Source organism: Pseudalkalibacillus sp. NRS-1564 (assembly GCF_050467905.1).
GTDB lineage: Bacteria > Bacillota > Bacilli > Bacillales > Guptibacillaceae > Guptibacillus > Guptibacillus hwajinpoensis_B.
Genome location: NZ_JBITPM010000032.1, coordinates 114,196 through 127,594 on the forward strand (window position 1 = coordinate 114,196; position 13,399 = coordinate 127,594).

Here is a 13,399-nt window from a genome sequence, read left to right on the forward strand (position 1 = left end):
GTTCCCGAATGCTTAAAGGATTAAACATACTAGCATACAAGAATGTTTTTCCAACATAAAAAAGGCGTGAAGGGACAAATTGATAGTAATCCCTAAAGAAAGGAGGGAGACAGAATGCCGGAACCAATCCCGTTTTTTTATCCAGCAGAGGCTGATGCTATAAAAAATGCACATGATGCTTATAACGTATATGTAAACGACGATTATGTGGGCGATAAAATTTTGTTCTCTCACTGTGAGAAAATTGAAGATCTAAGCGAATATTTGAATCAAAAAGGCTTCTATAATTTCCAAGCGGAGGTTGAAGGAGATCATTACCACCTGCAAATGAACGAGCAGGATCAGGGGGAGCTTGTGAAGGATGAGCTCCACAGCTACCTCCGACTGCACTAGCGATGGATTCGCTCCCAAATCCGAAGCTTTCGCTCAGTCTGTCTTGCCGCTTCCTGTGCTTCTTCCACCGTTACTTCTGTAAAACGGATCTTCCCACCAGGTGGCAGCTGAGCAATAAGTGGCAAATCAGGACCAATCACCGTTCCAATCCGTGTGTACCCACCTGTCGTCTGTCGATCCGCAAGCAAGATAATCGGCTGACCGTTCCCAGGCAGCTGGATGCCGCCAACCGGAACTCCATCAGAAATGACGTTCGCTTCATGATTTGTTTCCAAATCAGAATGAAGTCGATAACCCATTCGGTTGGATTGAGGTGAAACTTCATGAGTGGAAGAGAAAAATTGTTCCACAACTTGAGCTGAAATCTGTTCATGGTGTGGTCCTTTCACGACGCGCACTTCAATATCACGATCATAATCAGGAATCTCGGTGAAAAAAAGCCCGGTTCCTGCTTTTTGTTTCACAGGTTTACCAACGAGTTCATCTCCCTTTTGAAGGGGACGTCCGAGTCCAGCTGGCTCATAAACGGAGCGACTTCCCATATATTTTTCTGAATGGAATCCACCTGAAACGGTCAGGTAGGCACGAACCCCTTGTCGCGGCTGACCAAATTCTAGTACCTGTCCTTTTTTTATATGCACAGATTTCCAGAGCGGAATGCGTTTCCCGTTCACCATGGGAGACAAATCCCCTCCCGTTACAGCGACCACAAAAGACTCTTCTGCAATCAGCTCAGGTCCTTGCATCGTAACCTCAAGTCCTGCCGCATCGCGCTTATTCCCGACTAGAATATTGCCAACCTGAAGAGCAAAGCGATCGAGAGCTCCTGACGCTGGCACTCCATACTTCATAAATCCAACACGTCCTAAATCCTGATACGTCGTGTACAATCCTGGCTTTTCTACTGAAAATAACTTCATCGGTTTCCGATCCTTTCCATCACGATGTTTTCTTCACTAAATCGTTTTCGTAGCGCTTTAATAAACGCAAGTGCCGACGGTTCATCACCGTGAACGCAAACGGTATCAGCTTCGATCGGAATGATTGAACCATCCACAGCCGTTACCGTTCCTTCTTTCACCATTTGAATCACTTGTTCAATCGCGGCTTGCTCGTCTCGGATCATCGAATTCTTTTCAACGCGAGGAGTAAGCGACCCGTCAGGCTGATACGTTCGATCCGCAAAAACTTCAGAAGCATAAGGAAGTGCAGCGTCCTGTGCAGCGCGAATCAATTCTGAATTCGCAAGTCCGAATAGAATGAGCTCTGAATCAAAATCCTTTACGGCTTGCGCGATCGCATTCGCAAGCTCAGGATCCTTCGAAGCCATATTGTAAAGCGCCCCGTGCGGTTTCACGTGCTGAAGCGGCACTTGATGCGCCCTGCAGAACCCGTGCAGTGCCCCGATCTGGTAAAGAACAAGGGAGTAAGCATCCTCTGGCGTGATGTTCATGTTTCGGCGTCCAAACCCAACTAAGTCTGGAAATCCAGGGTGCGCGCCAATCCCAACGTGGTGCTCCTTCGCCCACTCGACTGTTTTATTCATAATATGCGGGTCGCCGGCATGATAGCCACACGCGACATTCGCTGACGATACGAGCTCAAGAACCTGTTCATCCTGACCGACCACATAGGTGCCAAAGCTTTCTCCAAGATCACTGTTTAAATCAATGCGAAACGTCATTCGAACCCCTCCCTGCGTTCAAGTTCGTAAGTGCCATCTTCAACCTCCCGCTGAATCCGCTTGTACTCTTCTTCATTAATCGATTTAAAACGTAGATAATCTCCCTGTTCAAAAAGAAATGGCTCGTCTTCTTCAGGATCGAACAATCGAAGCGGTGTGCGGCCAATTAAGTTCCATCCTCCAGGGGAGTCAAGCGGATAAATGCCCGTTTGACTCCCTGCGATGCCAACAGATCCGGCTGGCACAGATTCCCTTGGACTCTCAAGACGAGGCAAAGCGATTTGTTCATCAAGCCCGCTTAAATAGGGGAAGCCTGGTAAAAAACCAATCATGTTAATAAGGTAGTTTGCACCTGTATGTAGGTTAATGACGTCGGTAGGACTTAGGGAGTTGGTGTTGGCGAGATTTTCGAGATCAGGTCCATAGTCGCCACCATAAAAGGTAGGAATGGTGATCACATTTTTTACTTGATGGCTCTTTGTGTCCATTCCAACCGCTATGTTTTGAAGCAATGTAGTGATCTTCTCATAAGAAGTATCCCATGGATCATAGTAAACAGCGACAGAATCATAAGCAGGAACCCATTCTGTAAGGCTGGTATCTTTTAGTGAACGTAGCTTCCGACAAAACGCTTGAATTTGATCAGTAAGAGTAGGCGATATATCCTCCTGGAAACAGCATTTCACAGCCGCTTCACCGAGTGGATGAAAGGTGATCTCCATGACTAGTGCTCCTTTCGTTAATCTCTTTTTATAAGTTAAGAATAGAACTTCGAAGAGATTCCATTTTTTATACCAGTTGATCGGATTTCTGTCCCTTTAAGTTTACCGAAATTTCAAAAAGACAACAAATTATCCATGGAAAAAAGCGCCATAAGCCTTATAATGAGGGTAGACACTGATCAGCAAAGGAGATCGCTATGAAATTACATACTGCACGCTTTGGAGAAATGGACGTCACGGATGATCGTCTGATCACATTTGAAAGTGGCATTCCCGGCCTTGAGCACTTTAGAACTTACTGTCTTTTACCCGCCGACGACAAAGATGAGTCTCCTTTTTACTTTTTACAATCAACTGAAGAAAGCGGTCTTTGCTTCTTTCTCGCAGATCCGTTTTCCTTTTATCCAAATTATGAAGTAAACCTTGATGACAGCACGCTCGCTCAGCTCAATCTAACCGATCCAACGCATGCGCTCGTACTCTCGATTCTTACTGTTCAAGGATCATTAAAAGACGCAACGATGAATCTAAAAGCTCCGCTCATCTTTAATACAGCTGAACACACCGGAAAGCAGCTCGTACTGAAGCAGGAGTACGGCATCAAAGAACCTCTATTAAAGCAAGTCACCACAGAGGAGGGTGAATAAATGCTCGTACTCGGACGTAAAAAGGGCGAATCGATTGTCATTAACGATGAGATTGAACTCAAGATTATTAGCATTGAAGGTGACACGGTGAAGCTTGGTGTAGAAGCGCCAGAGAATATCGCCATCCACCGAAAAGAAGTATATGAAGCGATTCAATCGGAGAATAAGCTTGCGGCGATGCAGGAGTTTAGCTTAGAGGATTTGAAGGAGTTTCAGAAGAGTAACAGTTCAAAAGGACCGAAGTCATAAGGCGGCGGTTCTTTTTTATGTCCTAAGAATGATTCTCCATTTTAGGACTAAATGATTAGCAAAACGATGGCTATCGCTAGAATTTGACACCAATCCAAGTTTTTCTAATTATTTTTCAGAAAACTATTAAACATCTAAAAACCCCTGCCGATAATAGTGGTGTTAGGAAGTCCAAACGGATGTGGATTTTCTTGATAAAACCAATTACATGGAGGTAGATTTAGAATGATTATTAATCATAATATTTCAGCGTTAAACACGTATCGTCAAATGGGTGTTAACCAGAATGAAGCTACAGGGTCTATGGAAAAATTGTCTTCAGGGCTTCGTATTAATAAAGCTGGGGACGATGCAGCAGGTCTTTCCATTTCAGAGAAAATGCGTGGGCAAATTCGTGGATTAGATCAGGCTAGTCGTAATGCTCAAGATGGAGTTTCTTTAATACAAACAGGAGAGGGAGCACTTTCAGAAACGCAAAGTATACTTCAGCGTATGCGAGAATTGTCTGTGCAGTCAGCTAACGACACTAACACAACGCAAGATCGGAAAAGTATCCAAGATGAAGTTGATCAATTAACTAAAGAAATAGATAGAATATCTGAAACTACACAATTTAACGGAAAAAATCTACTAGATGGTTCTATGGGGAAATCTGTAAATACTTCTGTTGCTAATGTAAATACTAGTAACGTTCTAACTGATGCAGGGAATTCGAGTGCTGGTATTGCGACAACGACATTGCTTACAGATCTACAGGATTCAAATGGGAATAGTTTAGGAGTAGCTATTGGAGACAAAGTTGATGTATCATACGTAATTAATGGAACAACTAAGACAGATACGATTACAATCTCAAGTACCTCGGCAGTTTCTGATCTTTACGGTGGTAGTAACCTTTCAACCGACGGAGCGGGTAGTGGAACAGGAGTTGCTGGAGGTAAAATTGACGTAGAAGCTACAACTGCTGGGTTTAATTCTTCCATTAATGGACTTACTTTAACCGTAAAAGACAGTACCGGTAGCATTAAATCTGCTGCTACTAATGCACTTTCTAGCTTTTCTGAAACTACCTCAGCTGCTAATGCCCGTACAGAAGGTAGCGCTACCCTTCAAGTAGGAGCCAATGCCGGACAGAGTTTACAATTATCAATAGAAAACACAAGTACTGCTTCATTAGGAGTTAAAAACTTACAAGTAAATACTTCCTCACAGGCAAATGTTGCTATTAAGGTAATCGATAATGCTATTGAAAAAGTATCGTCTGAACGTTCAAAAATGGGTTCATACCAAAACCGCCTTGAACACACAATCAACAACCTAAACACATCATCCGAAAACCTAACAGCAGCGGAATCCCGTATCCGTGACGTTGATATGGCGAAAGAAATGATGACAATGACGAAAGAAAACATCAAAGCTCAGGCTGCTCAAGCTATGCTTGCACAAGCTAACCAAGCTCCACAACAAGTACTTCAACTTCTACGTTAATCAATTGGAACCAACGAAAGACCTTAGATCTTCTTCTAAGGTCTTTTTCTATAAAAAGGAGTGACGCTCTATAGATATAGCTGCCCTTTCCATCGTATTAAACCAATCCAAAGTCCAACAGCAAGTCCAAACATCCCTGACAAAAACCGCTATGAATCAAGCTGAAAATCAATCAAATGATCTTATTAAAATGCTGGAGCAATCGGTTCAGCCGCATCTCGGGAGCAACGTGAACATCAAAGGGTAGAACCTGGCCTCCTAAGATAGGGAGAGAACACGATGGAAGTATCCAAAATTCCACCTGCTTCGGGGATGATACCCCACCTAAAACAAACGGAAATTCCAACTGAGCCCCAAAGTCCCCAAAACACTGATAGTGAAGAAATTTTATTTACAAAAGAAGCTTTGGTTACTCGATTAAAAGAACTTAATGACTTTATAGAACCTGCAAAAACAAACCTCAAATTCCAGCTTCACGACCAATTGAATGAATACTATGTTCAGATCATCGACACAAATACAGATGAGGTGCTAAAAGAGATTCCTTCTAAGGAATTGTTGGACCGCTATGCGGCCACAGCTGAACTACTCGGTTTTCTAGTCGATCAAAAAATATAACTTCTCTAGAACTCTCAAGTTGAGAGTTCTTTATTTAGGTCTAATTACACCTTAAACTCTTAGGTTCCCCTGCCGATAGTATGAATAAGAGGAATGAACGGAGGAGATGTTCATGAGGATTTCCGGCTTAGCGACGGGAATGGATATCGATCAGATGGTGAAAGATCTGATGACGGCGGAGCGGGTTCCGCTCGATAAGCTATCTCAACAAAAACAAACGTACGAGTGGCAAAAGGATTCGTACCGTGAGCTAAATACAATGATGTCTGATATCCGAACTGCAGCTTCATCGATGCGTTTGCAGTCTGGCTACAATGCGTATAAATCGACTTCATCTAGTACAGCTGTAAAAGCAACGGCAACATCGGCCTCGCTAGCAGGTTCCTATGACGTAACGGTGAATGAGCTAGCGCAAAGTGCGAAGCTAACTTCTGGACAGGCGATTACAAATGAAGCAGGCACATCAGCAAAAGGAACAGATAAAGTGTTGAAATCAACTGAGACAGCATCGTTTCAGATAACGAACAGCAAAGGTCAAATAGCATCGATCAACATTACCGCTTCTGATACGTTCAAAAGCCTTGCTGAAAAAATCGCTGGTGCTGTAGATGATGGCACAGGCGAATCGCTCGGTATGAGAGCGAGCTTCGATAATACAACGTCGCGCTTTTTCATTTCTTCTAAAGCAATGGGTGGAGATGAATCATTTACGCTAAGTGGGTTTAGCGATACCACTATAGAAAATCGTATCCTCGGTGGTGCAGCGAATACAGCTCAGGGAAAGTACGGTTCCGTTACGTTTGATGGAATTACTGTCGATAACCTGAAGACAAATGCGACAACGATTAATAACCTGAAGCTCGATCTCGTTCAGAAAGGAACAGCAACTGTATCCGTTCAAAGTGACACGCAGGCGCCGTTCGATATGATTAAATCGTTCGTTGAGAAATACAACGAGTTCGTTGATAAAACGCAGACGCTATTAACGGAAAAGAAGTATCGAGATTTTCCACCACTAACGGATGCGCAGCGAGAAGATTTAACGGATAAAGAAATTGAGCTTTGGGAAGAAAAAGCGAAAAGCGGGTTACTTCAAAGCGATTCGACCGTTCGAGGCATTGTAAGTGATATGCGTAATGCCTGGATGTCTCCTGTAAGCGGTGTTCCTTCCGGTGAGCTAAATATGCTTTCGCAAATCGGAATTAACACCGGCGCTTATCAAGATGGCGGGAAGCTATTTATTGATGAGGCGAAGCTAAAGAGCGCACTTGAACAGAAGCCTGAAGAAGTAATGAATTTGTTTACGAGTGGGACTGATGGCATTGGTGACCGGCTTTACGATAGCGTCAACAAAGGCATCGATCAGCTTGGGAAGAAGGCTGGAACGCCGGGAACACTCATTGATAGTAGTTTTCTAACAACGAGATTAAAAAACTTAGATGAGCAAATGAATACATGGGAAGATAAGCTTGCGACGATTGAAAGTCGGTACTGGAAACAGTTTACGGCAATGGAAACGGCAATGGATAAAATGAATCAACAAAGTATGTGGGTACAACAAAACTTATTTGGTGGGATGTAGAAGATGAGAAGAATTGATGCACTAAATCAGATGCACGTTGTGACAAATCAAATTGCAAAATCGCTTGAAGAATTGAATCCTTCGATGGATGATAATGAACTAAATCAGCTTGAGGGGATTAATCATATGATTAATCGTCGAGAAGAGACGATTAAATTGCTTGATCTAGCTATGAAAAATGAAGGAGACCGGTGGTCAGAGGATGAGAAGCATTTACTTGAGCAACTAAGTGGTCTTGAAGAAACCATTCAACCAAAGCTTTCTGAGCTTTATGCTGCTTTTTCAGATCAGATGAGACGATTTCAGCAGAGCAAATCAGCTACGAGTAAGTATAAGAGCGGACAGGCTTACAGCGACGGCGCATTTTTCGATCAGCGTAAATAGGAGGAACGGATATGGCAATGAAAAATCCTTATCAAACGTACCAGCAGAATGCAGTGACAACCTCATCTCCACAGGAATTAACATTAATGCTGTACAACGGATGCATTAAGTTTATTCGTCTTGCAGCGATGGCGATGGAAAAGAAGAACATCGAAGCGAAGAATACGAACATCATTAAAGCGCAAAACATTCTTCAGGAGCTTCGAAGTTCGTTGAATATGGAAATTGAACTATCATCGTCGCTCGATCCACTCTATGAGTATATGATTTCGGAGCTCGTTTCAGCTAATATAGCAAATGATTTAGGTAAGTTAAAAGAGATAGAGGGATTAGCTGAAGATTTCCGCAACACGTGGAAAGAAGCAATGGAACAAATGAAATAACGAGAAACAAAGAGGGTGAATGCAATGGAAAAAACATCTCTGTTTGGAGTACTGCTTGGCTTTTTCGTTCTGATAGGAGGACTTATTCTAAAAGGAGCGAATCCAGCAGCTCTATTAAACCCCGCTGCCCTCGTCATCATTTTTGTTGGGACAGCAGCGGCCTTATTAATCGCTTTTCCATTCTATGAAATTAAGAAGTTTCCAACGCTATTAAAAATTATTTTCTCAAATCAAAAGCTTGTAACCGAAAAAGAGCTGATTCCAATGTTTCGTGAATGGGCAACGGTTGCTCGACGTGAAGGACTGCTTTCACTTGAAAATAGTCTTGAGAAAATCGAGGATCCTTTTTTGAAACGTGGCTTTCAAATGGTGATCGATGGGCATTCTCATGAAGCGATTGAGGAAATTCTAGTAGAAGACATTGAAGCGATGAAAGACCGCCACAAAATGGGAGCGGGTATTTTTACACAAGCGGGTACATACGCTCCTACACTTGGAGTACTCGGGGCTGTTGTTGGGCTTGTTGCTGCGCTTAGTCATCTTGGAGATATGGAGCTTCTTGGTAAGTCGATTGCGGCAGCTTTTATTGCAACGTTGTTTGGGATTTTCACAGGGTATGTGCTCTGGCATCCGTTTGCGAATAAGCTGAAGCGTAAATCAAGCGCAGAAGCGCACATTAAGATGATTATGTTAGAAGGATTGCTAGCTGTGCAATCTGGCGCATCCCCTACAATGGTTGAGGATAAACTACTTGTCTATTTACCAAGTAAAGATCGTAATCTGGAAGAACCAAAGAAAGGGAACGAGGCCGGAGTAGGAGAAGGGGTAGGCGCTGATGCGTAAGAAACGGCATGAGGAGCATGAAGAACACGTTGACGAAAGCTGGCTCATTCCTTATGCAGATATGCTCACTCTTCTTCTCGCGCTGTTTATCGTTCTTTTTGCGGCAAGTACGGTTGATGTGAAGAAATATGAAGCGATCACCCAATCTTTTGAAGAAGTGTTGAATGGCGGAACTGGAATCATGGAAAGTGAGCCTTCAACAATGCAGCTTCAGGATGGATCGTTCGTCGGGTTAACAGAAGACGAAGACCCGGATGAGAATGACGAGAAGGAAGAAGAGCGGGAGGAAGAAAAGCTAGAGCAGGATCTGAATAAGCTTGAAGCGCTTAAAGGGCGAATTGATGAGTATATCGCAGATCAAGAACTCGACTCGTTCCTTCAAACGAAATTAACCGAAGAGGGCCTATTGATTACGATTAAAGAAGCTGCATTATTTAAAAGTGGGAAAGCTGATTTAACCGGAAATGCGAAGGAGCTTGCGAAGGAAATCTCTTCTCTTCTTGTGACAGATCCACCTCGTCGTATTACTGTTACAGGTCATACGGATGATCGGCCCATTAAAACGTCTCAATATGAATCAAACTGGCATTTGAGCTCTGAACGAGCGCTGAATTTTATGACAGAGCTATTAGAAAATAATAAGTTAAACCCAAAGCTATTTAGTTTTACAGGTTATGGAGAGTATCGGCCGGTGACGACCAATCAAACACAAGAAGGAAGAGCGAAGAACCGTCGCGTTGAGGTTTTGATTCTTCCATATAATGTTCAGAATTAACATAATGGGGTGGATAAGGTGAAACGAGTCGTAATTATCCTCCTAGCGGCACTAGGAATCGTTGGTGCAGGAGCGATAGCAGCCGTGCTTTTTCTTGATATCAATTTAAAAGAAGTGATTGCACAGCAGGAGAAGGAACCAACTGCGGAAGAACTGGCAGAAAGAAGTTACAGTATGGAACCATTAACAACAAATTTATCTTCAGAAAACTATGCGGTTGTTCAATTAAATTTACTTGCGGATAACGAAAAAAGTTACAAGGAGTTAGAAGTACGTAACCCTGAATTAAAAGCTATCGTTATTTCGATACTGGCTGGTTTATCGAAAGAAGATCTCAAGGGTTCAGAGGGTCTGAAGCAGTTTACCTTAGCAGTTCAAGCAGAGATTAATACTGTTCTACAAGATGGAAAAGTAGAGCGTGTTCTTGTAACGGACTTTAAAATTCAGTAAGCGGTTAACTTTTTAAGGAATTTTCCGATAATAACGGTATAATCCTCAAATTAGGGTACGAATAATAGAATAGGAGTAGTATTATAAATTGTTGGAAAGAGGTGACCGGATATGAATGTAAATAAACCGTCAGCACCACCTATTGTAAACCCTTACCAGAAGCATAATCCTGTTACGAAAGTGGAGCAGGTCAAAAAGGCTCCTCGAGAAGATGAGCTTCAAATCTCAAACAAAGCGAGAGAACTATACGACATGAAAACGGAACAAGATCGTGAAGCCAAAGTAACCGCAATAAAGAAGCAGATAGAAGACGGTACGTATCGTGTCGACAGTCAGAAAACAGCGGAAAAGCTGTTTGATCAGTGGTTCTAACAGGAGGCGGCACGATGGGGCAAAAATTAATTACGGTTTTGAGCGAAATGATTCAATTGCATGAGACATTAATACCGCTATCTGAACGGAAGCATGAAGCGATTATTGAACGGGACATGGAGAGCTTAACAGATATTATGAAGAGTGAAAAAGATCTTCTTCTCCAGTTGAATTTATTAGAAGAACAACGCCAGCAGCTAACCTCTGAACTTGCAGGAGATCAGGAGCAAACGCTCAAAGAAGTATTGGGTAAGCTTAGCCCAGCTGTCAAACGAATGGTCGAAAGTAGAGCCAACGAGTTAAAGCAGCAAGCGGAGAAGCTAAAAGGATTAAATGAACAGAATGAGGAGCTTTTGAAAGACGCAATGGCTTTTATTCACCATATGATCGGTCATTTGACGACTCCGAGAGAACAATCGATCACTTACGGCAGGCCCAATCAAAAGAAGACAGCAGCACCAAGAGGTTACTTTGATACAAAGGCCTGACAGATCAGGTGAGGAAAGGGACGTGAAAGCATGACATCAACATTTCATGGTTTAGAAATTGGGAAAAGAAGTTTATATACGCAGCAGGCTGCTTTAACAACGGCAGGTCATAACATATCGAATGCAAATACACCTGGGTATTCAAGACAGCGTGTTGATATGCAGTCAACTTCTGCCCTCCCTTATTCCTATCAAACAGGAAGTGTTTCCTCTCAGCTTGGTACTGGTGTAAGTGTTCAATCGATTGAAAGAATTCGTTCCGAGTACCTCGATGGTCAATACCGCGAGCGGAACGCCATGCTAGGTTCTGAATCTATGAAGCTAGATACGCTGCAGCAGATCGAGGCGTTATCGGGTGAGCCAGGAGAAAATGGACTAAGCGCTTCATTGGATCGATTTTGGTCAGGGTGGGAAGATCTCGCTTCGAATCCAGATAGTAACGCAGCCAGATCCGTTGTTGTGAGTCGAGCTGAAGAGCTTCTTGATCAAGCAAAATCATTTCAATCAGGACTAACAAACGTAGCAGATAGTTTAAGTAAACAACAAGCTGCTGTAAAAGACCAAATCAGCTCAATTAATTCTCAGATTGATAGTTTAAATAAAGAGATCGTGAAGAACGGAAACGCGAACGACTTAATGGACCATCGCGATCAGCTTATTGATGAATTATCCGGCCTTATCAACGTTAATGTTCAAAAACAACCGAATGGAGAAGTGTCGGTTACGTTTGATCAAACTAATCCTACAGGCGGGAAATTGAAGGGAATTCAAGATTCCCTTACGACAACAAATCAGCTTAAAAATGACCTGAACGGAATGTTTGAGCAGCTTGTTAAAGGACAGGATACGGTCGATGCAAGTGGGAAAACCGTTCATACTTCAGGAATGAATGAATTGTTATCTTCAGGGTTTTCGTTGGTTAGAAATGCAGATGGAACAATGCAACAAGGTAAGCCCCTCTTTGACACGAATGGGACTGGAAACACGTTTCTTGAACAAACGACCATCACGAAAGACGTGAAAGCGAATCCTGCTACGCTTGGCGCCTCTTCAAGAAACGATGCTCCGAGCAATGGTGACATTGCAATGGCGATCAGCAATTTGAAAGATCAGAGCTTTACGTTTGATATCTCTGGATCTAACGATAAGGTACAAACGAGTGTCAACGATTTTTATAGCACGCTTGTTTCACGTCTTGGCTCAAATGCGCAGTCTTCTGAGCGTACGGTGAATAATCATGAGTCCGTTCTTCAGTCCATCAATAACAACCGAATGTCAATCAGCGGTGTTTCACTTGATGAAGAAATGGCCAACCTCGTTCAGTTCCAACATGCTTATAACGCTGCAGCACGATATGTTAGTACGACTGATGAACTTCTAGATGTGATTATTAACCGGATGGGCGTCTAGCCGGAGAAGGAGTTATCGAATGCGAATTACTCAACAAATGTTATCAAGTGACATGGTGACACAAATGAATCGAAACCTTACCAATCTCGAAAAAGCCAATCAGCAGGTTTCGACTGGTACCCGTATCAACAAGCCATCTGATGACCCAATGGGTACGGAAAAATCACTGAAGCTATCGTCGCAGCTGGCTGATAATGAACAGTATGAGAGGAATACCGATTATGCGATGTCATGGATGGAGATGACGGAACAATCGCTTAGTAGTATTTCGAACTTGATGCAGCGAGCTAGTGAGCTTGGCATACAGGCTTCGAATGGCACAAATTCAGCTCAAGAGCTGGAAACAATGGCAAAAGAATTTAAGCAGTTAAGGGAAGAACTCAAAGGTTTAGCCAATACGAAGCTTGATGGAAAATACATCTTTAATGGACAGAAAACGGATCAACCCGTCGGAATTGACCAGGATGGGAATGTATCTTTTGATAACCAGTCCATCAATCAGCGAATTTCTCCATTTAGCGATGTGAAGATTAACGTTGATGCGGGGGAAGTATTTGATGGTCAGGTAAATTTATTCAAAGTACTTGATGAATTTTCTACGGCATTATCAAGTGGAGATAAAGAAGGCATGAATACCGTCCTTGGAAAAATAGAAGAAGGCGCAGAACAGGTTCTGACAAGCTGGACCGGTATGGGCGCTCGTCAATCTCGAGTGGAAAGTATGAACCAGCGTCTTAAGGATGAGAATCTAGCCGTTCAATCATTCCTTTCTAAAAATGAAGATGTGGATCTTGCGGAATCCATCATGAAACTTAAAACGGAAGAAAGCGTCTATCAGGCATCCCTTGCGGCAAGTGCCAAGATCATTCAGCCTTCTCTATTAGACTTTCTTAGATAACCAAAACCCCTCT

The 13,399-nt window shown here is 42.8% G+C and carries 19 protein-coding genes; 16 read left to right on the forward strand and 3 right to left on the reverse strand.

Features of this window, described 5'->3' with window-relative positions:
- Window positions 1-114: 114 nt before the first annotated feature.
- Window positions 115-393: a hypothetical protein gene (locus ACIFPW_RS15485; RefSeq protein WP_194218284.1), complete on the forward strand. Its 279-nt coding sequence runs from the start codon at window positions 115-117 to the stop codon at window positions 391-393.
- Here ACIFPW_RS15485 and ACIFPW_RS15490 read toward each other — a convergent pair.
- Genes ACIFPW_RS15490 through pxpB form a run of 3 tightly spaced genes read right to left on the reverse strand, consistent with a single transcriptional unit; the run spans window position 390 to window position 2,799 of the window.
- On the reverse strand, window positions 390-1,313 hold the full coding sequence (locus tag ACIFPW_RS15490; RefSeq protein ID WP_430245584.1) for a biotin-dependent carboxyltransferase family protein: 924 nt from the start codon (window positions 1,311-1,313) through the stop codon (window positions 390-392). The two genes, ACIFPW_RS15485 and ACIFPW_RS15490, sit on opposite strands and share 4 nt — an antisense overlap.
- Window positions 1,310-2,077, reverse strand: a complete 768-nt coding sequence (locus ACIFPW_RS15495; RefSeq protein WP_430245586.1) for a LamB/YcsF family protein — start codon at window positions 2,075-2,077, stop codon at window positions 1,310-1,312. Before ACIFPW_RS15495 ends, ACIFPW_RS15490 begins: the two co-directional genes overlap by 4 nt.
- Window positions 2,074-2,799 carry a 5-oxoprolinase subunit PxpB gene (gene pxpB / locus ACIFPW_RS15500; protein WP_430245587.1) on the reverse strand — a complete coding sequence of 242 codons (726 nt, stop codon included), beginning with the start codon at window positions 2,797-2,799 and terminating at the stop codon, window positions 2,074-2,076. The genes ACIFPW_RS15495 and pxpB overlap by 4 nt, the downstream gene beginning before the upstream one ends.
- Before the next feature lie 197 nt (window positions 2,800-2,996).
- Here pxpB and fliW point away from each other — a divergent pair, with 197 nt between their 5' ends.
- The 15 genes from fliW to flgL all read left to right on the forward strand — a co-directional run bounded on the left by fliW (window position 2,997) and on the right by flgL (window position 13,386).
- Window positions 2,997-3,446, forward strand: coding sequence for a flagellar assembly protein FliW (gene fliW, locus ACIFPW_RS15505; protein ID WP_430245589.1), 450 nt, complete (start codon window positions 2,997-2,999; stop codon window positions 3,444-3,446).
- Entirely contained in the window at window positions 3,447-3,695 is a 249-nt protein-coding gene (gene csrA, locus ACIFPW_RS15510; RefSeq protein WP_430245591.1) for a carbon storage regulator CsrA, read from the forward strand. It begins immediately after the preceding gene.
- Window positions 3,696-3,920: 225 nt separating this feature from the next.
- Window positions 3,921-5,183 carry a flagellin gene (locus tag ACIFPW_RS15515; RefSeq protein WP_430245593.1) on the forward strand — a complete coding sequence of 421 codons (1,263 nt, stop codon included), beginning with the start codon at window positions 3,921-3,923 and terminating at the stop codon, window positions 5,181-5,183.
- Between the two features lie 76 nt (window positions 5,184-5,259).
- On the forward strand, window positions 5,260-5,430 hold the full coding sequence (locus tag ACIFPW_RS15520) for a YjfB family protein (protein ID WP_430245620.1): 171 nt from the start codon (window positions 5,260-5,262) through the stop codon (window positions 5,428-5,430).
- 32 nt (window positions 5,431-5,462) lie between these two features.
- A complete protein-coding gene (flaG, locus tag ACIFPW_RS15525; RefSeq protein WP_430245595.1) occupies window positions 5,463-5,801 on the forward strand; it encodes a flagellar protein FlaG in 339 nt (112 codons plus the stop codon).
- Window positions 5,802-5,913: 112 nt separating this feature from the next.
- The gene (gene fliD, locus ACIFPW_RS15530) at window positions 5,914-7,383 is read left to right on the forward strand and encodes a flagellar filament capping protein FliD (RefSeq protein ID WP_430245597.1); all 1,470 of its coding nucleotides are present in this window, start codon (window positions 5,914-5,916) and stop codon (window positions 7,381-7,383) included.
- 3 nt (window positions 7,384-7,386) lie between these two features.
- Window positions 7,387-7,767, forward strand: coding sequence for a hypothetical protein (locus ACIFPW_RS15535; protein ID WP_430245599.1), 381 nt, complete (start codon window positions 7,387-7,389; stop codon window positions 7,765-7,767).
- A gap of 11 nt (window positions 7,768-7,778) precedes the next feature.
- Window positions 7,779-8,150, forward strand: coding sequence for a flagellar export chaperone FliS (gene fliS / locus ACIFPW_RS15540; RefSeq protein WP_303532581.1), 372 nt, complete (start codon window positions 7,779-7,781; stop codon window positions 8,148-8,150).
- A 24-nt stretch (window positions 8,151-8,174) separates the two neighbouring features.
- Window positions 8,175-8,993 (forward strand): flagellar motor stator protein MotA, encoded by an 819-nt coding sequence (gene motA, locus ACIFPW_RS15545; protein ID WP_226615816.1) that lies wholly within the window; start codon window positions 8,175-8,177, stop codon window positions 8,991-8,993.
- Window positions 8,983-9,768, forward strand: a complete 786-nt coding sequence (gene motB, locus ACIFPW_RS15550; protein WP_430245622.1) for a flagellar motor protein MotB — start codon at window positions 8,983-8,985, stop codon at window positions 9,766-9,768. Before motA ends, motB begins: the two co-directional genes overlap by 11 nt.
- A gap of 18 nt (window positions 9,769-9,786) precedes the next feature.
- Window positions 9,787-10,218 (forward strand): flagellar basal body-associated FliL family protein, encoded by a 432-nt coding sequence (locus ACIFPW_RS15555; RefSeq protein ID WP_226615815.1) that lies wholly within the window; start codon window positions 9,787-9,789, stop codon window positions 10,216-10,218.
- Between the two features lie 111 nt (window positions 10,219-10,329).
- Window positions 10,330-10,590 carry a flagellar biosynthesis anti-sigma factor FlgM gene (gene flgM, locus ACIFPW_RS15560; RefSeq protein WP_430245602.1) on the forward strand — a complete coding sequence of 87 codons (261 nt, stop codon included), beginning with the start codon at window positions 10,330-10,332 and terminating at the stop codon, window positions 10,588-10,590.
- A gap of 14 nt (window positions 10,591-10,604) precedes the next feature.
- A complete protein-coding gene (locus ACIFPW_RS15565; RefSeq protein ID WP_430245603.1) occupies window positions 10,605-11,078 on the forward strand; it encodes a flagellar protein FlgN in 474 nt (157 codons plus the stop codon).
- Window positions 11,079-11,108: 30 nt separating this feature from the next.
- A complete protein-coding gene (flgK, locus tag ACIFPW_RS15570) occupies window positions 11,109-12,488 on the forward strand; it encodes a flagellar hook-associated protein FlgK (RefSeq protein ID WP_430245605.1) in 1,380 nt (459 codons plus the stop codon).
- Between the two features lie 19 nt (window positions 12,489-12,507).
- Entirely contained in the window at window positions 12,508-13,386 is an 879-nt protein-coding gene (flgL, locus tag ACIFPW_RS15575; protein WP_430245608.1) for a flagellar hook-associated protein FlgL, read from the forward strand.
- Window positions 13,387-13,399 lie beyond the last annotated feature (13 nt).

Coding starts and splice junctions, on each gene's coding strand:
- csrA (WP_430245591.1), top strand. CDS start 3,447: ATGCTCGTACTCGGACGTAAAAAGGGCGAATCGATTGTCATTAACGAT.
- fliW (WP_430245589.1), top strand. CDS start 2,997: ATGAAATTACATACTGCACGCTTTGGAGAAATGGACGTCACGGATGAT.
- ACIFPW_RS15495 (WP_430245586.1), bottom strand. CDS start 2,077: ATGACGTTTCGCATTGATTTAAACAGTGATCTTGGAGAAAGCTTTGGC.
- ACIFPW_RS15515 (WP_430245593.1), top strand. CDS start 3,921: ATGATTATTAATCATAATATTTCAGCGTTAAACACGTATCGTCAAATG.
- ACIFPW_RS15490 (WP_430245584.1), bottom strand. CDS start 1,313: ATGAAGTTATTTTCAGTAGAAAAGCCAGGATTGTACACGACGTATCAG.
- motA (WP_226615816.1), top strand. CDS start 8,175: ATGGAAAAAACATCTCTGTTTGGAGTACTGCTTGGCTTTTTCGTTCTG.
- pxpB (WP_430245587.1), bottom strand. CDS start 2,799: ATGGAGATCACCTTTCATCCACTCGGTGAAGCGGCTGTGAAATGCTGT.
- fliS (WP_303532581.1), top strand. CDS start 7,779: ATGGCAATGAAAAATCCTTATCAAACGTACCAGCAGAATGCAGTGACA.
- flgL (WP_430245608.1), top strand. CDS start 12,508: ATGCGAATTACTCAACAAATGTTATCAAGTGACATGGTGACACAAATG.
- ACIFPW_RS15485 (WP_194218284.1), top strand. CDS start 115: ATGCCGGAACCAATCCCGTTTTTTTATCCAGCAGAGGCTGATGCTATA.
- flgM (WP_430245602.1), top strand. CDS start 10,330: ATGAATGTAAATAAACCGTCAGCACCACCTATTGTAAACCCTTACCAG.
- ACIFPW_RS15565 (WP_430245603.1), top strand. CDS start 10,605: ATGGGGCAAAAATTAATTACGGTTTTGAGCGAAATGATTCAATTGCAT.
- fliD (WP_430245597.1), top strand. CDS start 5,914: ATGAGGATTTCCGGCTTAGCGACGGGAATGGATATCGATCAGATGGTG.
- flgK (WP_430245605.1), top strand. CDS start 11,109: ATGACATCAACATTTCATGGTTTAGAAATTGGGAAAAGAAGTTTATAT.
- ACIFPW_RS15535 (WP_430245599.1), top strand. CDS start 7,387: ATGAGAAGAATTGATGCACTAAATCAGATGCACGTTGTGACAAATCAA.
- flaG (WP_430245595.1), top strand. CDS start 5,463: ATGGAAGTATCCAAAATTCCACCTGCTTCGGGGATGATACCCCACCTA.